This window comes from Kineosporia sp. NBRC 101731 (assembly GCF_030269305.1).
Classification (GTDB): Bacteria; Actinomycetota; Actinomycetes; order Actinomycetales; family Kineosporiaceae; genus Kineosporia.
This window is the reverse complement of record NZ_BSTC01000001.1, coordinates 1024261-1041734: the sequence shown is the minus strand read 5'-3', so window position 1 is coordinate 1041734 and position 17474 is coordinate 1024261. Positions and strand designations below refer to the sequence as shown.

15 protein-coding genes are annotated in these 17474 nt (G+C 69.7%); 4 read left to right on the top strand and 11 right to left on the bottom strand.

Translation table 11 applies throughout. The annotated features are described in order from the left end of the window. Positions 1 to 99: 99 nt before the first annotated feature. The 5 genes from QSK05_RS04540 to QSK05_RS04520 form a co-directional block, all read right to left on the bottom strand. Positions 100 to 2631: an ATP-dependent Clp protease ATP-binding subunit gene (locus tag QSK05_RS04540; protein WP_285594197.1), complete on the bottom strand. Its 2532-nt coding sequence runs from the start codon at positions 2629 to 2631 to the stop codon at positions 100 to 102. A gap of 852 nt (positions 2632 to 3483) precedes the next feature. After that, positions 3484 to 3819: a histone-like nucleoid-structuring protein Lsr2 gene (locus QSK05_RS04535; protein ID WP_231489095.1), complete on the bottom strand. Its 336-nt coding sequence runs from the start codon at positions 3817 to 3819 to the stop codon at positions 3484 to 3486. Between the two features lie 240 nt (positions 3820 to 4059). Continuing rightward, the gene (locus QSK05_RS04530) at positions 4060 to 4263 is read right to left on the bottom strand and encodes a hypothetical protein (RefSeq protein WP_285594194.1); all 204 of its coding nucleotides are present in this window, start codon (positions 4261 to 4263) and stop codon (positions 4060 to 4062) included. Between the two features lie 38 nt (positions 4264 to 4301). Further along, complete coding sequence (gene lysS / locus QSK05_RS04525) at positions 4302 to 5825, bottom strand: lysine--tRNA ligase (RefSeq protein ID WP_285594192.1); 1524 nt, start codon at positions 5823 to 5825, stop codon at positions 4302 to 4304. 144 nt (positions 5826 to 5969) lie between these two features. Beyond that, complete coding sequence (locus QSK05_RS04520; RefSeq protein ID WP_285594190.1) at positions 5970 to 6746, bottom strand: ANTAR domain-containing protein; 777 nt, start codon at positions 6744 to 6746, stop codon at positions 5970 to 5972. Between the two features lie 242 nt (positions 6747 to 6988). On the opposite strand from QSK05_RS04520, the gene QSK05_RS04515 reads away from it, so the two are divergent. Then, positions 6989 to 8101 (top strand): glycosyltransferase family protein, encoded by a 1113-nt coding sequence (locus QSK05_RS04515; RefSeq protein WP_285594188.1) that lies wholly within the window; start codon positions 6989 to 6991, stop codon positions 8099 to 8101. Positions 8102 to 8114: 13 nt separating this feature from the next. On the opposite strand, the gene nadC is transcribed toward QSK05_RS04515, so the two are convergent. The 4 genes from nadC to QSK05_RS04495 are packed head-to-tail and all read right to left on the bottom strand — an operon-like array spanning position 8115 to position 12628. Next, positions 8115 to 9074: a carboxylating nicotinate-nucleotide diphosphorylase gene (gene nadC / locus QSK05_RS04510; protein ID WP_285594186.1), complete on the bottom strand. Its 960-nt coding sequence runs from the start codon at positions 9072 to 9074 to the stop codon at positions 8115 to 8117. Next, entirely contained in the window at positions 9071 to 10765 is a 1695-nt protein-coding gene (locus QSK05_RS04505; RefSeq protein WP_285594184.1) for an L-aspartate oxidase, read from the bottom strand. Before QSK05_RS04505 ends, nadC begins: the two co-directional genes overlap by 4 nt. Next, a complete protein-coding gene (gene panC / locus QSK05_RS04500) occupies positions 10762 to 11613 on the bottom strand; it encodes a pantoate--beta-alanine ligase (protein ID WP_285594182.1) in 852 nt (283 codons plus the stop codon). Before panC ends, QSK05_RS04505 begins: the two co-directional genes overlap by 4 nt. Before the next feature lie 58 nt (positions 11614 to 11671). Continuing rightward, positions 11672 to 12628 carry a Rossmann-like and DUF2520 domain-containing protein gene (locus QSK05_RS04495; protein ID WP_502879712.1) on the bottom strand — a complete coding sequence of 319 codons (957 nt, stop codon included), beginning with the start codon at positions 12626 to 12628 and terminating at the stop codon, positions 11672 to 11674. Positions 12629 to 12677: 49 nt separating this feature from the next. Here QSK05_RS04495 and QSK05_RS04490 point away from each other — a divergent pair, with 49 nt between their 5' ends. Both QSK05_RS04490 and QSK05_RS04485 read left to right on the top strand, forming a co-directional pair. Further along, positions 12678 to 13415, top strand: a complete 738-nt coding sequence (locus tag QSK05_RS04490) for a methyltransferase domain-containing protein (protein ID WP_285594179.1) — start codon at positions 12678 to 12680, stop codon at positions 13413 to 13415. Next, positions 13415 to 14293, top strand: coding sequence for an SAM-dependent methyltransferase (locus tag QSK05_RS04485; RefSeq protein WP_285595163.1), 879 nt, complete (start codon positions 13415 to 13417; stop codon positions 14291 to 14293). The genes QSK05_RS04490 and QSK05_RS04485 overlap by 1 nt, the downstream gene beginning before the upstream one ends. Here QSK05_RS04485 and QSK05_RS04480 read toward each other — a convergent pair. Both QSK05_RS04480 and QSK05_RS04475 read right to left on the bottom strand, forming a co-directional pair. Then, complete coding sequence (locus QSK05_RS04480) at positions 14258 to 15727, bottom strand: PH domain-containing protein (protein WP_285594177.1); 1470 nt, start codon at positions 15725 to 15727, stop codon at positions 14258 to 14260. The genes QSK05_RS04485 and QSK05_RS04480 overlap by 36 nt on opposite strands. Positions 15728 to 15731: 4 nt before the next feature. Beyond that, a complete protein-coding gene (locus QSK05_RS04475) occupies positions 15732 to 16226 on the bottom strand; it encodes a PH domain-containing protein (protein WP_285594175.1) in 495 nt (164 codons plus the stop codon). Positions 16227 to 16362: 136 nt separating this feature from the next. Here QSK05_RS04475 and QSK05_RS04470 point away from each other — a divergent pair, with 136 nt between their 5' ends. Then, positions 16363 to 17466 (top strand): NADH-quinone oxidoreductase subunit D, encoded by a 1104-nt coding sequence (locus tag QSK05_RS04470; protein ID WP_352300259.1) that lies wholly within the window; start codon positions 16363 to 16365, stop codon positions 17464 to 17466. Positions 17467 to 17474: the final 8 nt, after the last annotated feature.

Sequence of the window (17474 nt, the reverse complement as noted above, 5' to 3'; positions counted from 1 at the left end):
CGTCGATGTTCTCATGTCCGCGCCCGAAAGCGCAGCATCGTCACGAAAAGGCCGGAACCCCCCTGGGGGGTTCCGGCCTCCGGTCGTGCGAGCGAGCGATCAGGCGGAAGGAGTGGCCTCGCCGGTGACCGGCGGTGCCCCCTTCTCGCCCGCGGGCGCCAGCTCCGGGATCGATCCGCCCTTCGAGGCTCCGCGGAAGCTGAAGTGCGCCGTCGCCGGCTCACCCTCCGCGTCGATCAGAACGATCTGACCGGGCTTGAGCTCGTTGTAGAGGATCTTCTCGGACAGGGTGTCTTCGATCTCGCGCTGGATGGCGCGGCGCAGCGGCCGGGCACCGAGCACGGGGTCGTAACCCTTGTGCGCCAGAGCGATCTTCGCGGCCGGGGTGAGCTCGATGCCCATGTCCCGGTCTTTCAGACGCTCGTCGAGCTTGGCGATCATCAGGTCGACGATCTCGATGATCTCGTCCTGCGACAGCTGCGGGAACACGATGGTGTCGTCGACCCGGTTGAGGAACTCCGGACGGAAGTGCTGCTTGAGCTCCTCCGCGACCTTCGCCTTCATGCGCTCGTAGCTGGTCTTCGTGTCGCTGCCGGACTGGAACCCCAGCTGCACACCCTTGGCGATGTCCCTGGTACCCAGGTTCGTCGTCATGATGATCACGGTGTTCTTGAAGTCCACCATGCGGCCCTGGGAGTCGGTCAGGCGACCGTCTTCCAGGATCTGCAGCAGCGAGTTGAAGATGTCCGGGTGGGCCTTCTCGACCTCGTCGAACAGCACCACGGAGAACGGCTTGCGGCGCACCTTCTCGGTGAGCTGGCCACCCTCTTCGTAGCCGACGTAGCCGGGAGGAGAACCGAACAGCCGCGAGACCGTGTGCTTCTCCGAGAACTCGGACATGTCGAGCTGGATCAGCGAGTCCTCGTCGCCGAACAGGAACTCGGCGAGCGCCTTGGCCAGCTCGGTCTTACCCACACCGGTCGGACCGGCGAAGATGAACGAGCCACCGGGACGCTTCGGGTCTTTCAGACCCGCACGGGTACGGCGGATGGCCTGGGACATCGCCCGGACCGCGTCGACCTGGCCGATGATCCGCTTGTGCAGCTCGTCTTCCATCCGGAGCAGACGCGTGGTCTCCTCCTCGGTGAGCTTGAACACCGGGATGCCGGTCGCCGTGGCCAGAACCTCGGCGATCAGTTCCTCGTCGACCTCGGCGACCACGTCCATGTCGCCGGCCTTCCACTGCTTCTCGCGCTCGGCCTTGGCCGCCAGCAGCTTCTTCTCGCCGTCGCGCAGCGAGGCCGCCTTCTCGAAGTCCTGCGCGTCGATCGCAGACTCCTTGTCGCGGCGGGTCTGCGCGATCTTCTCGTCGAACTCGCGCAGGTCCGGCGGAGCGGTCATGCGACGGATGCGCAGTCTCGCCCCGGCCTCGTCGATCAGGTCGATCGCCTTGTCCGGCAGGAACCGGTCGTTGACGTACCGGTCGGCCAGCGTCGCCGCCGCGACCAGGGCCGCGTCGGTGATGGAGACCCGGTGGTGCGCCTCGTACCGGTCACGCAGGCCCTTGAGGATCTCGATGGCGTGGGCCAGCGAGGGCTCCTGCACCTGAACCGGCTGGAACCGGCGCTCCAGGGCGGCGTCCTTCTCGATGTGCTTGCGGTACTCGTCGAGCGTGGTGGCACCGATGGTCTGGAGCTCACCGCGGGCCAGCATCGGCTTGAGGATGCTGGCGGCATCGATCGCGCCTTCGGCGGCACCGGCCCCGACGAGGGTGTGGATCTCGTCGATGAACAGGATGATGTCGCCGCGGGTGCGGATCTCCTTGAGGACCTTCTTCAGGCGCTCCTCGAAGTCACCGCGGTAGCGAGAACCGGCGACCAGGGCGCCGAGGTCAAGCGTGTAGAGCTGCTTGTCCTTCAGCGTCTCGGGCACCTCGCCCTTGATGATCGCCTGGGACAGACCCTCGACGACCGCGGTCTTACCGACCCCGGGCTCACCGATCAGAACGGGGTTGTTCTTGGTGCGTCGCGACAGCACCTGCATGACCCGCTCGATTTCCTTCTCCCGGCCGATGACCGGGTCGAGCTTGCCCTCGCGGGCGGCCTGCGTGAGGTTGCGGCCGAACTGGTCGAGGACCAGCGAACCGGACGGCGTGCCTTCGGCCGGACCGCCGGCCGCGGCCGGCTCCTTGCCCTGGTAGCCGGACAGCAGCTGGATGACCTGCTGGCGCACGCGGTTGAGGTCGGCGCCCAGCTTGACCAGCACCTGGGCGGCGACGCCCTCACCCTCGCGGATGAGGCCGAGCAGGATGTGCTCGGTGCCGATGTAGTTGTGCCCCAGTTGGAGCGCTTCCCGCAACGACAGTTCCAGCACCTTCTTGGCGCGGGGCGTGAACGGGATGTGGCCGGAGGGGGCCTGCTGTCCTTGACCGATGATCTCTTGCACCTGCTCGCGGACAGCGTCGAGCGAGATGCCGAGGGACTCCAGCGCCTTGGCTGCGACTCCCTCGCCCTCGTGAATCAGCCCCAGCAGGATGTGCTCGGTACCGATGTAGTTGTGGTTGAGCATCCTGGCCTCCTCCTGGGCCAGGACAACAACACGGCGGGCGCGGTCGGTGAACCTCTCGAACATCTGCGCTCCTCGTGCGGTCAGTGGGGGTGAGACTCGGTGAGATCCGGTCTCGCTGACCTTATCGATGCTATCTGGGGCTACGGAAAGAAACACCCTGCAATCTGACGGTGAGACTGTCCCGACACCCGTGCATCGGCCAACGGAGCTGGAACCTTACGTGTTCCAGGGCCCGGGCACAGCTGTTCGATGTTCGCTGTTGGCGGACAGATCCAGCGCTTTTCGCGAGCTTTGCACCGCCTCGGGACCGAAGTCCCGAATCGCGCCCGCCCGACGGGCCGGGTCCGCCGACCCCGGCACCAGGGTCGCACCCCTTCCCCGCCGTGGTTACGGCGGGTCACTCTTTCGGCCCGGCGTCACCAGGCCGGAGAAGCCCACGGGTGAACGCCGGCCGGCCCGCCCCGGTTCCGGGCCGCCACCGGCCGGGATATTCACCCGGCGAATTCGGCCGACCGGGCCGCACCCGAACCCGGACATTGCCCGGCGATTGCACCGCCACCCCCGGGAGGACGCCCGGGGGCTACCCGGATTCCACCCCGGCGTCATCACCGATACCCGGAAGTGGTACGACGGGGGAAGCCCGGCGAGCGACTTTCTGCCGCTTCATTCAGGCCCACCTGCCGATTCGGGATTAAGCCGAAATCTGTTTCCCCTCCAGGTACCGCACTTTCGATTCCCCGGCCGGCCCAGGGAAATACAAAGACCCTGGACAAAACTGTGCCGGGCGCCGGACCAGGAGTGATCCGGCGCCCGGCACACAGTTTTCACCGTGATTCACGGCGGTGGCGCGGCGTTCGTTTACACCACCCGCCGGGGCAGAACTTCACCGGGGCAAAGGTGGGTTGTGCGTACGGGCTAGTGCGCGCCCTCGTAGGCGGCCATGACCTCGGCCGAGACGCGGCCCCGGTCACTCACCTGGTAACCGTTGTCACGCGCCCATGAGCGCACGTCGCCGAGATCCGCCTTGGCGGCGGAACGGCCACGGGCAGCACCCCGGCCACGGCCGCCGGAACGGCCGCTGATCCGGCGGGCGTGCTCCACCCACGGTGCGATCGCTTCCCGCAATGCCTCCGCATTCGCTGCGGAGAGGTCAATTTCATAGCTGACCCCGTCCAGCGAGAACGAGACCGACTCCTCGGCCTCGCCGCCGTCCAGGTCGTCAACAAGAATGACCTGCACCTTCTGCGCCATCAATTACTCCTAGAAACGCCACCGGAGTCCACCCCGGGCAGATGAACCCATTCATCGGAATCATGGAGTCGACATTCAAACATGTCAAGCCAACACCGCTGACGGCCCGCAATAGCGAACGGATTCGTGGTGTCTCCACGACCGGTGACATTCAAACCTTTCACCGGCATCTGCGAGGATCACGTCACCCGTTCGGCCGAACGGGTGACGCTAAAGAACGACCGGTCGCCCGGCGCGTCTCTACGAATCTGCAGGCTTCACAGATTGCGAGGTGTGCGTTTGCCCAGACTTCCCGTCCCGGGCTTTCTCGTCCGCGGTCAGCCTGCGGTCCTGGGCGGCCTGGGCCAGACGCTCACGCCGATCCGCCTGAAAGATGGCGCGGATGGCGACCACGAAGATGGCGAGAACACCGATCGAGGGAAAGATCGCTGCCACGTAGTCCATGTCGACTCCTGTCCTACAACTGTCCTGGTGCTACGGGCTTATTCGGGCTTGACCAAGGGGAAGAGAATCGTCTCCCGGATGCCCAGGCCGGTGATTGCCATCAGCAACCGGTCCAGGCCCATTCCCATGCCACCGGTCGGCGGCATGCCGTACTCCATGGCCCGGAGGAAGTCTTCGTCCAGCCGCATGGCCTCGTCGTCACCCGCTGCAGCCACCCGGGCCTGGGCCACGAAGCGCTCGCGCTGCACCACCGGGTCGACCAGCTCGGAATAGCCGGTGCCGAGCTCGAAGGACCGCACGTAGAGGTCCCACTTCTCGGTCACACCGGGCGTGGTGCGGTGTGCCGACACCAGAGGTGAGGTGTCTTCCGGGTAATCGCGCACAAAGGTCGGCGCGTACAGGTCCGGCACCACGAGCTCCTCGAAGAGCTCCTCGGCGAGCTTGCCCGGGCTGTACCAGTCCTGCACCGGCACATCGTGCTTGGCCGCCAGTTCGACCAGTTCGGCGCGTTCGGTCAGGGCGGTGACCTCACGTCCGGCGGCCTCCGAGAGGGAACCGAACATGGTGATCTGCCGCCATTCGCCACCGAGGTCGTACTCGGTGCCGTCGGCCAGGACCACGGTGGTGCTGCCGGCCACGGCCAGGGCCGCGTTCTGGACCAGTTCCCGGGTCAGGTCGCCGATGGTGTTGTAGTTCCCGTAGGCCTGATAGGCCTCGATCATCGCGAATTCCGGGGAGTGCGTGGAGTCCGCGCCCTCGTTCCGGAAATTGCGGTTGATCTCGAAGACCCGGTCGATACCGCCGACCACCGCGCGCTTGAGGAACAGCTCGGGGGCGATACGCAGGAACAGGTCGATGTCGAACGCGTTCATGTGGGTCTGGAACGGCCGGGCCGCCGCGCCCCCGTGCAGCGACTGCAGCATCGGGGTCTCGACCTCGGTGAAGTCGTGCGAGTGGAAGGTGTCGCGCAGCGAGCGCACGACGCTGGCCCGGGTCCTCACCACCTCGCGCGCGGCCGGACGCACGATCAGGTCGACGTACCGCTGGCGCACCCGCGCCTCTTCCGACATCTCCTTGTGCAGCACCGGCAGCGGGCGCAGGGCCTTCGAGGCCATCGCCCAGCCGTCGGCCATCACCGAGAGCTCACCGCGGCGGGAGGAGATCACCTCACCGTGCACGGAGACGAAGTCGCCCAGGTCGACATCGGTCTTGAAGGCGGCCAGGGCCTCGTCGCCGACGCCGTTCTTGGACACCATGACCTGCAGCTGGGTGCCGTCACCGTCTTGCAGCACGACGAAGATGAGCTTGCCGGCGTTGCGGAACCGCACGACCCGGCCGGCCACGGAGACGATCTCGCCGCTGGACGCGCCCGCCTCCAGTTCGGAGTGGGCGGTGCAGATCTCGGCGAGCGTGTGGCTGCGCTCGACCTCGATCGGATAGGCGGCCTTACCCTCGGCCAGGATGCGCGCCCGCTTCTCCGAGCGGATACGCATCTGCTCGGGAAGGTCCTCGCCGTTCGAGTCGGGCAGTTCGCGGGTGGCATCAGCCTGCTGGTCGGTCACGACGAGCAATCCTAGTCGGCCCCGTCTAAACCTTTACCGCGCCGCCGTCAACCCTCAGGCCGTCCCTCTCGTGACGGTGCGACCCGTGCCCCGCGCGACCGTGCGACGGTGCGCCGGGTCCCGGGTCCGATCACGAGAGGCAGGTCACTTCTGTTCCAGGATCGCGCTGGTCGTCAGCGCGGCCCAGATCCGGGCCGCGGTCTCCCGCTCGGCCGGGGTCGGGCGCACCACCAGTTCCGGGTCGTCCGGGTGCTCGGCGTCCTGACGGCCGACGTGCTCGACCAGGGCCACGGCCAGGGTGCGCAGCCGGATGTTGAAGTGCTGGCTGGCCCGGGCCAGGGCGGCGAAGGCGGAGGGCGCGTCGGCCCCGATAGCACCCATGACCAGACCCTTCGCCTGCTCGATCACCCGACGGTACTGGGTCATCTGCAGCATCTGCTGGGCCACCTGCTCCTCGCCGGCGCAGTACTCGACCACGGCCAGGGCCTGGGTCACCAGCGGCTCGTAGCGGTCGATGTCGCGCAGCACCTGGTGGTCCGGCACCCGGTCGAGGTAGACCGAGAACACGGTGGGCAGGTCCGAGCCGAATTCCCCGGGCACGAAGACCGCGCCGCGCACCACGTCGGTCACGTCCGTGCCGACACCGGGCAGGGAGTTCAGGCCGATGTCGTCGTTCTCCGTCGGCCGGATGATCACGGTGTCGCGACGGAATGCGTCCCAGATCGGGCCCTGAGCGTGTTTCCACTGAGCGATGTCAAGTTCTCCGGCAACCCCGATGGCGGCGATCGTCTGGGGGGCGCCCTCGTTTTCCTTGCTGTCCATCGCCACGCTGAGCCCGACCCCTACGGCACCCGGTACGGATTGCCGGGTGAACTCGAGAAGGCTTGTCAGCAGGTCGTTCCCGAACTCGCGGATGGTCAAGTGAGGTCCTTTCCAAAAAGCGGCGCGAGGCCGTCGAGCCCCTAGCATCGGGCTTCAGCGCGCGGAAAGCGATCACAGATGCCAGGCTCGAGTCGGCGGAAATGTGCGGAGTCACCTCCGCTCGCAGTCTTCGGATCATCAGGTCGTTGAGTGGAGTTGATCAGGTTATGGTGACCATCTCGTCCAGCCCCGGCGCGAGTCGCACAGCCACCGCTACCAGCGATATCTCGCGAGAGGCGCCCGTGTCACCATCCCGTAAGCGACGTCGTGCATCCCCCGAGTGGGAAGGCCGCACGATCATCAAGATCGCAGCGCTCCCCGGGCGCGGCGTCTACGTCCGGCACCTCGGTCACCCCGAGGGCGTCGACGGTGTTCACCGTCCCACCGTCCAGATGCCCGGCTCCGCCCCCAAGCCCCCCGCGGCGTTCGACCCGGCCTGGCTCCAGACCCATCTCGGCGACATGCAGATCGTGCACGTGCACGCGCTGGCCCCCCGGATGAGCGCCGAGCACGTGAAGGCGGCGGTGCAGGCCACCCGCGACGCCGGCCGGCCGCTCATCGTCACCGCTTACCACCTGAGCGACCCGACCGGCCTGGACGAGGCCGGTTACGCCGCCCAGCTCGACGTGCTGATCCCCGCGGCCGACCAGGTCGTCACGCTCACCGAGTCCGCCGCCAAGGAGATCGCCAAGCGCTGGAAGGTGACGGCACAGGTGCAGCCGCACCCGCACGCCGTGGACTTCGTCCGGATGCGCCGCGAGCGCCCCGCCCGCGGTCAGAGCGGTCCCTACCTCGTCGGTGTGCACCTGGGCAGCCTGCGGTTGCCCAGCGACCCGGTCAAGGTGGTGTCGGCACTGGCCGAGGCCGCGAAGCGCACGCCCGACGTGCGGCTCGTGCTGTTCGCCCACGACCACCTGCTGGACCCCGACTCCACCCGTTACGACCCGGCCACGATCCGCGAGATCGACCGGATCGTCAACAGTGTCGGCGGCACGCTACGGGCCCACCGACCGATGACCGACTCCCAGCTGTGGGACAACATCTTCGGTCTCGACGCCGCACTCGTACCGCCCTTCTTCGGCTCGCACTCGCTGTGGCCGGAGGCCTGTTACGACCTGGGCACGCAGGCGATCATGCCGGCGAACAGTCACGCCTCGTCGCAGCGCTCGGCCCTGACCTACACCTGCGACCGGGCCGGCATCCCCGATGTGTCGTCGCTGGCCAAGGCCTTTGCCGAGGCCGTCCGCGCACCCCAGGCCGAGCGCGCCGACCCGACCGCCCGGTTCAACGAGCGGGTCGCGATCGCCGAGTGGCTGCGCAACACCTACGAGAGCCTGCTCGACGAAAAGGCCTGATTCTTCTCACTGATCAATCGCTGATCAGGTCGATCGCGAGGTCGAGGATCGGCGACGAGTGCGTGAGCCCACCCACGGACAGGTAGTCCACCCCGGTGCGCGCGTACTCGTTCGCCACCTCGACCGTCAGGCCACCGGTGGCCTCGATCTCGATCCTCTCGTCGGTCGCGGCCCTGGCCACCTTCACGCTCTCGGCCAGTACCGCGGGAGACATGTTGTCGCACAGGAGGAACCGGGCCCCGGCGAGAACCGCCTCAACGGCTTCGTCCGGAGTCGTGACCTCGACCTGCACGGCCACCGCGGGAAACCGCTCACGGACGGCCCGGTAGGCCCCGGCCACCGAGCCGGCGGCGATCTTGTGGTTGTCCTTCACCATCGCGACGTCGTACAGACCCATGCGCTTGTTCGTACCGCCGCCGCAGCGCACCGCGTACTTCTCGAGCATCCGCAGGCCGGGCGTGGTCTTCCGGGTGTCGAGCACCTGGGCGCCGGTGCCGGACAGCTCCTGAGCCCAGAGACGGGTGTGCGTCGAGATACCGCTGGTGCGGCAGACCAGGTTGAGCAGGGTGCGCTCGGCGATCAGCAACACCTGCACCGGTCCCCGCAGCACGGCCAGCACGTCGTCGCGCACGACCACGTCACCGTCGGCGCGCAGCACCTCGGCAGAAACCCCCGCCAGGCCCGTCCAGCCCGCCACCTCGGCGAGAACCACCGGGATCAGCGGCATTCCACTGATCACCCCGCCGGTGCGAGCGACCACGTGGGCCTGCCCGAGCACGTCCGCGCCGATCGTGGACTCGCTGGTCACGTCGTGACCGGGGGCCGCGCCGGGCACCGAGACCACCGCGCCGCCGATCCCCAGGTCTTCCGCCAGGGCGTCACGCACGACCGAGCGGACCCGCGCCGGGTCCAGCCCCGCGTCGTCCAGCCTCTCCGAAACCCCTGCGGGCCAGAGCGATTCCCAGTTACTCACGACGTGCTCCCCAAAGATTCGAACCGGGTCTCCAGCTCCCCGTCAGGATTCACCCGGGAGACCAGCCGCCCGAGCCAGTCCGCCGACGCCGAGGGGAAGTCCTCCCGGTAGTGCCCACCCCGGGTCTCCTCGCGCAGCGCGGCCGACCGGGTCAGGGCGGTGGCGACCGTGTGCAGGTTCATGGTCTCCCACTCCGCCGTGCCGTGGGTGACGTCGAGCTTGTGCGCGCCTTCCGGAATCTCCACGGGCGCACCGGAAGACAATCGGGCAAGGTCCTGCGTCGCCTTCTCCAGACCGGCGGCGGTCCGGATCACGCCCGGGCCCGAGGACGCGGCCCGCTGGATCTTCGTGCGGGCGGTGGCCGGCAGCAGGCCGACCGGACCCGGCCTCGCCGACGGCTCCACCTGCGTCAGCTCACCCGAGGAGACCCGGGTGCTCACATCGTCCGCAATGCGGTGGGCGAACACCAGACCCTCCAGCAACGAGTTGCTGGCCAGGCGGTTGGCCCCGTGCACCCCCGTGCAGGAGCACTCCCCCGCCGCGTAGAGCCCGGGCAGGCTGGAGCGGCCGACGGCGTCGACCCGGATGCCACCGGAGTGGTAGTGCTGGGCGGGTGCCACCGGGATGAGGTCTTCGGCGGGGTCGAAACGGTGCCCGGCCAGGGCGTTCACAATGGTCGGGAAGCGCCGGCGGAGGAAGTCCCGGCCCAGGTGCCGGGCATCGAGGTAGACGTGCGAGGAGCCGGTCGCCGCCATCTGCCGCACGATCGCCTTGGCCACCACGTCACGCGGGGCCAGTTCGGCCATCTCGTGCACGCCGGGCATGAAACGCACGCCATTGACATCGACGAGCAGGGCGCCCTCGCCGCGCACCGCCTCGGAGATCAAGGGCTGCTGACCCCGCGCGTTCTGGCCGAGCCAGAGCACCGTGGGGTGGAACTGCACGAACTCCAGGTCGGCCACCTCGGCGCCGGCCCGCAACGCGGCCGCGATGCCGTCGCCCGTCGCCTCGCGCGGGTTGGTCGACGACTGGAACACCTGCCCGATGCCGCCGGTGGCCAGCACCACGGCCCGGCCCAGGGCCGCGCCGACCCCGTCACGGCTGCCCTCGCCGATGACGTGAAGGGTTACTCCGCAGGCCTTTCCGTCCGGAGAAGTGAGAACGTCGAGCACCAGCGCGTGCTCCAGCACCTCGATGCCCGGGTCGTCGCGCACCGCCTCCAGCGCCGCGATCAGCGCCCGGGAGATCTCGGCGCCGGTGGCGTCACCACCGGCGTGGGCGATGCGGTCGCGGTGGTGCCCGCCCTCGCGGGTCAGGGCGATCTCACCGTCCGGGGTGCGGTCGAAATTGGCCCCCAGGGCCACCAGCTCGCGCACCCGGGCCGGACCTTCGGTGACCAGCGCCTGCACGGCCGAGGTGTCGCACAGCCCGACCCCGGCCACCAGCGTGTCGTCGAGGTGCTCGGCGGGCGAGTCCTCCGGGGCCAGCGCCGCCGCGATACCGCCCTGGGCCCAGCGGGTGGAGCCGGAGTCCAGCACCGTCTTGGTGACCAGCAGCACCCGCGGCACCCGGCGGCGCAGTCGCAGCGCCGCGGTGAGCCCGGCGATACCCGAGCCGACCACGATCACGTCGGCCTGGGTGGTCCAGCCGATCTCCGGGGTGGCCAGTGAGGTCGCCAGCTGGGTGCTCACAGCGAACCACCGATCCAGAGCGGCCGGTTGTCGATCAGCCGGGTCGTGCCCACGCGGGCCGCGACCAGCAGCACCGCCTCACCCTGATACCACTCGGGCACGTCGTCGAGGGTCTCCGGATCGACCAGCACCAGGTAGTCGACCAGCACCAGCGGCTCGGCCACCAGCACGTCCCGGGCCGCCCGGCGCACCGCCGCCGAACCCCGCGTGCGGGCGTCGTGCCCGGCGTGCAGGGCCTTCGACAGGGCCAGCGCCGACTCCCGGTCCAGCGCGCTCAGGTACCGGTTGCGGCTGCTCAGGGCCAGGCCGTCGCTCTCCCGCACGGTGGGCACCGCCACGATCTCGCAGTCGAAGTCCAGGTCGCGGGCCATCCGGCGGATGAGCAGCAACTGCTGCGCGTCTTTCTGCCCGAAGAACGCCAGCTGCGGCCGGGTGAGGTGGAACATCTTCGCCACGACCGTCAGCACGCCGTCGAAATGCCCGGCCCGCGAGGCTCCCTCGAGCTTGGCCCCGAGCAGGCCCGCCGACATCCGGATGCCCGGGTCGCCGTTCGGGTACACCACGTCGGGCGAGGGCGCGAAGATCAGGTCGGCCTCCTCGCGCTCGCACAGCTCCAGATCGGCCTCGAAGGTGCGCGGGTACTTGGCCAGGTCCTCGTTCGGGCCGAACTGCAGCGGATTGAGGAAGATCGTGACGATCACGCTGTCGGCCCGCTCGCGCGCCCGCCGCACCAGCTCGGCGTGCCCCTCGTGCAGAGCGCCCATCGTCATCACGACGGCGACCGTGCCGTGCAGCTTCTCGCGAGCCACGGCCAGCTCGTCCCGGGTTCGGGCCACAACTGTGGACATGGTTCTTAACCTACTCGTCATCTTCACCGGGCCCACCGGCCCCTGGCGTGACGAACAACTACTGCTCGGGGGGTTCCGTGTTGAGGGCCGCGAGGAGTGCCTCCGCGCTCGCGACCTGCAGACGCCCCGAGGCGAGCGCCCGGTCGGCCGTGGCCCGGGCCATCGCCCGGTAGGTCTCCAGGGTGCCCTCACCGCGCTCGCCGGTGGCGCGGATCGCCCGCAGGTGGTCGGCCAGCGTGCCCGCGTCACCGCGGGCGACCGGGCCGGTCAGGGCGTTGTCCCCGCCCCGCAGCGAGTTGTCCAGCGAGGCCGAGAGCAGCGGCGCGAGCAGGCGGGAGGCGTCTTCCACACCCGCGGCCCGGAGCAGGTCGAGGGCCTGGGCCACGAGCGTGACCAGGTGGTTCGAGCCGTGGGCGAGGGCCGCGTGATAGAGCCCACGCATCTTCTCGTCGATCACCACCGGCTCGGCGCCCATCTCCACCACCAGGGCCTGCGCGATCGGCAGCACCGGCCCGGGTGCGGTGACCCCGAAGCAGCAGTCCACCAGGCGGCTCAGGTCGAGGCTGGTGCCGGTGAAGGTCATCGCCGGGTGCAGGGCCAGCGGGATCGCGCCCCGGCTGACCGCGGGCTCCAGCACCTTCCAGCCGAACCGCCCGCTGGTGTGCACGATCAGCTGTCCCGGCTGCCAGGCGCCGGTCTCGGTGAGGCCGGAGACCAGGCCGGGCAGGGCGTCGTCGGGGATCGCCACCAGCACCAGCTCGGCCCGCTCGACCACGTCGGGCACCTCGAGCACCGGAACCCCCGGCAGCAGCACCGAGGCCCGCTCGACGCTGGCCTCGGACACCGCACTGACACCCACCACCGCGTGGCCGGCCGCCCGCAGGGCCGAGCCGAGCACGGCACCGACCCGGCCGGCACCGATCACCCCGACCCCGAGACGGCCCGGACGGTCGGCAGGTCGCTGAGTTTCAGACACCCCGGCAGCGTAGGACGTCGCGGTTCCTGATCCGGTCATCACGGGGAGGTTTTGCATGATCACGAAGAGGGCGCCGTAGGGTTGCAGGGTGGGACGTCACGAACGCATCGCCGAGCTGATCGACCTCGACCGCGCCGGGCTGGAGGTGGCCGATCTGGGCACCGGGCCCGGTCGCATCGTGCGGGCCCTGCTGAAGGCGGCCGCCGCGAACGACGTGGAGCCCCGGCGCGTGCATGCGGTCGACTCGGCCTCCAGCCTCGACGACGACGTGCTGAACGACGCCCGGGTGCGCTCGGTACTCGCCGACCTGAACGAGCCACTGCCCTTCACCGACGCCTCCCTCGACCGGGTGATCTCGCTGAACGTGGCCGAGCACCTGGCCGACCCGCTCGCGCACCTGGCCGAGTGCTACCGGGTGCTGCGGCCCGGCGGCCGGCTCGTGCTGGCCCACAGCGACTGGGACACCGCCCTGTTCGCCAGCCCCGACGACGCCCTGACCCGGCTGCTGGTCAACCGTTTCGTCTCCACCGTGCCGCGCTTCGCCGAGCGGGCCGACGGTTTCATGGGCCGCAAACTGCTCGCCCTGGCCTCGAAGTCGCCGTTCGAGATGCTGGGCGCGGAGACCTGGGCCGATGCCCACCGCCGTTTCGACCAGGGCTCGGTCAGCTGGAAGGTCGCGATGGGCGTACTGGCCGCGACCAAGGACGACCCGGACCTGTCCGCCCGCGCCGTGTCGTGGGTCGAGGAGCTGTCCCGGCTCGCGGCCGAGGGCAAGTTCATGTTCGCGGTCACCGATGTCGCCGTGGTGCTACGCCGCCCGGAGTGATGCTGCCCTGGCAGAGTGCCTGGTCAGAGGCGCTGTACGGACCCGCGGGCTTCTACCGGCGTCCGGAGGGCCCGGCGGGGCACTTCCGCACGGCGTCGCACGCGGCACCGGACGAGCTGGCGGGCGCGGTCTCCCGGCTCGCCTCGATGCTCGGGGCCCGCCGGATTGTGGACGTCGGTGCCGGCCGGGGTGAGTTGCTCACCTCGCTCGTCGGCTCACCGCACGAGCTCTGGGGTACGGACGTGGTGGTCAGGCCCGCGGGCCTGTCACCGTCGATCGGGTGGTCGCCCGGGGTGGACGCCCTGCCCGACGACGTTTTCGAGGGCGCCCTGGTGATCGCCTGGGAACTGCTCGACGTCATCCCCGTGACGGTGCTGGAGATGGACGAGAACGGCAGGCTGAGCCTGGTTCTCGTCGACCCGCGAACCGGGCGTGAGCGCCTGGGCGGGCGGGCCTCGTCCGTCGATCTGGACTGGGCCAGGACCTGGTGGCCGCTCGACCACCTGGGTGAGGGCGACCGGGTCGAAGTGGGGCGGGCCCGTGACCTGTTCTGGCACCGGCTGGTCGACCGGGCACGACGAGCCGGGGCGGTGGCCACCCTGTGCGTGGACTACGCCCATCGGAAGGCCGACCGGCCGGCCGGCGGCAGCCTGACCGGGTTCTACCGGGGACGGGCCGTGCCGCCCCGCCCGGACGGCACCATGGATCTCACCGCGCATGTCGCGATCGACTCGGTGCTGTCGGCGCTGTCGGCAACTTCGGTCTCTTGCACGCTGACCAGCCAGGCTCGGGCCCTGAAAGAACTCGGGGTGAAGAACGACGAGCTGCTGGATCCCGGTGGGCTAGGCGGGTTCGCCTGGCTCCTGCACGAATTCTGACGGCCCCGTCTCCATCCAGCGCTCCGGCCCCGAGTCTTTACGCGCCTGATCGGCCCGCAGCGACTGCACCGCGATCAGCGCGGACGCCTCGGTCTCGTCCAGGTGCGAGGCGACCGCCTCGACCGGGCCGGCGGTGGAGTGCACGGTGAACGAGGCCACGCGCAGCTTCCGTTGCAGCGGGCCCTGACTCAGGCCCAGGCTCTGGGTGCGGGCGTGGGGCACGATGTCGAGGTGACGGTAGATCCGGCCGCTACGGATCAGCAGGGCCTGATCGGTGACGCGGACCCCCGACCGGCCCCACGAGATCGGGTCCACCCAGCGTGAACGGCGCGGAGCCGTCATGAATCCCGCCGTCGGACCGGAGCCACGCAGGCCGGCGTCCACCACGTCCCACGGGTTCTCGCCCGGCCCGACCCCGAGATCGGGCAGCACCAGGGCCAGGACGCCGACCGCCTCGGTCTTCGGACCGACCGGCAGCAGGGTGCTGCCGGAGGTGGAGTCCTTGTCCTCACCGCCGTACCCGGCGATGTTCACGTGCACGGTCCACCAGTCCAGGCGGCGCCAGAGAAGGCCCTGACTGATCCGGACCGCCTGCACGCGGCCGGGCGGAACGGTCTGGGTGCGCTGCTCGAGCAGTCCGTACCGCAGGCGCAGACCGTCGGGCGAGTCGGCCACGCGGAAGCCGAAGCCCTTGGTGAAACGGGTCCAGAGCACCCCGGCAGCACCGAGCAACGGAGCGAACGAGCCGAACAGCGGCCCGGGGTGCCCGATCACGACACTGATGGTGCCCAGCACCACCACCCCCAGCACGAAGCTGATGGCCGGGCCGCTGACCAGCAGCGACACGATCAGCCGGCCGACCGGCACCTCCAGGTTGCCGCGCTCGGGAGCCTCCGGCGCGTCCGGCCCCTCGAACCGCAACCCCGCGGCCGAGGCGAGCAACTGGTTGCGCAAGGTGCGCGCGTCGTCCTCACGCAGGTAGGACAACGCGACGTTCGACTCCTTGCCGCCCGCCACCTCGACCGTCAGCCGGGCCAGGCCGAGCAGACGGGCGAGGAACGGCTGCACCACGTCGACGGCCTGCATCCGGTCGAGCCGGGCACGCCGCTGCCGGCGGACGAGGATGCCGGAGTGCAGTTCCAGTGCCTCGTCGAGCACCCGGAACCGGGTGGAGCGCCAGACCACGAAGGCCAAGCCGACACCGAGCAGCATGAGCAGTACGAACACCGCCCCGGCCCCGGCCAGCCAGCTGCCCGCCACGTCCGGGCGCTCGAAGTCGGCCTCCCCGGTGAGCACGTTGTTGCCCAGGCTCTGCACGATGAACACCAGGATCACGGCGATGACCTGCCACGACCGCAGCAGCGGCGTGGCCGGGTGCATCAGGTGCCACTCCCCGTCGGCCAGGCCCGAGTGAGGTACCGGAGGCTGCGTCACAACGTCACAACCCCGCCAGACGGGCCTCGCCGCGGGAGGCGAGACGGTCACGCAGGCGGGAGGCCTCGGCGGTGTTCAGGCCGGGGATGCGGGCGTCGGTGCCGGCCGAGGCGGTGTGCAGCTGGATGTGCGCCACCCCGAACAACTGGTCGATGGGACCGGCCTGCACGTCGACGAACTGCATGCGCCCGTAGGGCACCACGACCAGCTCCCGGAACATCACCCCGTGCCGGATCAGCAGATCGTCGGCCCGCTCGGCGTAGCCCCACGACCGGATCTGCCGCCCGATCAGCCACCAGCCCCAGATCAGGGCGAGAACGCTGACCGCGGTGCCGATCAGGAACCAGCGGCTGAACATCACGGCCGGGACGGTGAAGACGGCCAGGGCCACGAGGCTCTCGATCGCCAGCCAGGCGCGCCGCACGGCGGCCAGTTTCGGGGAGATCGGCGTCCACGCCGCACCGTCCGCGTCGAAGACGTCGCCCTGGGTCCTGACCATGGTTCGCAGGATGTCACACCCACCCCGCCGCTCCTAGGGCAGACTTTCAGGCGTGACTCCCACTGTCGGCGCTGCCGGCGAGACCTCCCGCGCTCTCACCGTGGCGCTCGGGTCCTCGGGCCTGGCCACGTCGGACATGGTGCTCAACATCGGCCCGCAGCATCCGGCCACCCACGGGGTGCTGCGGCTGCGCATCGTCGTCGACGGCGAGCGGGTGGTGAGCGCCGAGCCGATCGTCGGGTACATGCACCGCGGCGCCGAGAAACTGTTCGAGGTGCGCGACTACCGGCAGATCATCGTGCTGGCCAACCGTCACGACTGGCTCTCGGCGTTCGCCAACGAACTGGGAGTGGTGCTGGCGGCGGAGCAACTGCTGGGCACCGAGGTTCCCGAGCGCGCCGTCTGGGCCCGCACCCTCCTCGCCGAGCTCAACCGCGTCCTCAATCACCTGATGTTCCTCGGCTCGTACCCGCTGGAGCTCGGGGCGATCACGCCGGTCTTCTACTCGTTCACCGAACGCGAAGAGCTGCAGGCCGTGATGGAGGAGCTCTCCGGCGGGCGTATGCACTACATGTTCAACCGGGTCGGCGGGCTGAAGGAAGACCTGCCGGCCGGCTGGCTGGCCCGGGTGCACCACGCCGTCGCGTCGGTGCGACGGCGGCTGCCCCGGCTGGAGTCGCTGATTGTCGGCAACGAGATTCTGCAGGCCCGCACCCGCGGTGTGGGGGTGCTGTCGAAGGAGACCGCCGCGGCCTACGGGGTGAGCGGGCCGGTCGCCCGGGCCAGCGGGCTCGACCTCGACCTGCGCCGCGACGACCCCTACCTGGCGTACGGCGAGCTGTTCGCACCCGGCGGCCCGGGCCGCGTGGTCACCCGCACCGAGGGCGACTGCCTGGCCCGGTTCCAGGTGCTGCAGGAGCAGGTGCACGTCAGCCTCGACCTGGCCGACTACTGCGCCGACCGGCTGCGCTCGCTGCCGCCCGGCCCGATCAACGTGAAACTGCCCAAGGTGCTCAAGGTTCCGCCCGGTCAGGTCTACCGCTGGACCGAGAACCCGCTCGGTCTCAACGGGTATTACCTGGTCAGCAAGGGAGACAAGGTGCCGTGGCGACTGAAGCTGCGCTCGGCCTCGTTCAGCAACGTGCAGGTGCTGTCCGAACTGCTGCCGGGCACCCTGCTCCCCGACCTGGTCGCCATCATCGGCTCGACCTTCTTCGTGGTCGGCGACGTCGACAAGTAGTCGACAAG

What these genes read in the sequence shown, in the direction of transcription:
- QSK05_RS04540 (WP_285594197.1), bottom strand. Translation starts at nt 2,631, where the DNA reads ATGTTCGAGAGGTTCACCGACCGCGCCCGCCGTGTTGTTGTCCTGGCC.
- QSK05_RS04535 (WP_231489095.1), bottom strand. Translation starts at nt 3,819, where the DNA reads ATGGCGCAGAAGGTGCAGGTCATTCTTGTTGACGACCTGGACGGCGGC.
- QSK05_RS04530 (WP_285594194.1), bottom strand. Translation starts at nt 4,263, where the DNA reads ATGGACTACGTGGCAGCGATCTTTCCCTCGATCGGTGTTCTCGCCATC.
- panC (WP_285594182.1), bottom strand. Translation starts at nt 11,613, where the DNA reads ATGTCCACAGTTGTGGCCCGAACCCGGGACGAGCTGGCCGTGGCTCGC.
- QSK05_RS04495 (WP_502879712.1), bottom strand. Translation starts at nt 12,628, where the DNA reads ATGACCGGATCAGGAACCGCGACGTCCTACGCTGCCGGGGTGTCTGAA.
- QSK05_RS04485 (WP_285595163.1), top strand. Translation starts at nt 13,415, where the DNA reads ATGCTGCCCTGGCAGAGTGCCTGGTCAGAGGCGCTGTACGGACCCGCG.
- QSK05_RS04475 (WP_285594175.1), bottom strand. Translation starts at nt 16,226, where the DNA reads ATGGTCAGGACCCAGGGCGACGTCTTCGACGCGGACGGTGCGGCGTGG.
- QSK05_RS04470 (WP_352300259.1), top strand. Translation starts at nt 16,363, where the DNA reads ATGGTGCTCAACATCGGCCCGCAGCATCCGGCCACCCACGGGGTGCTG.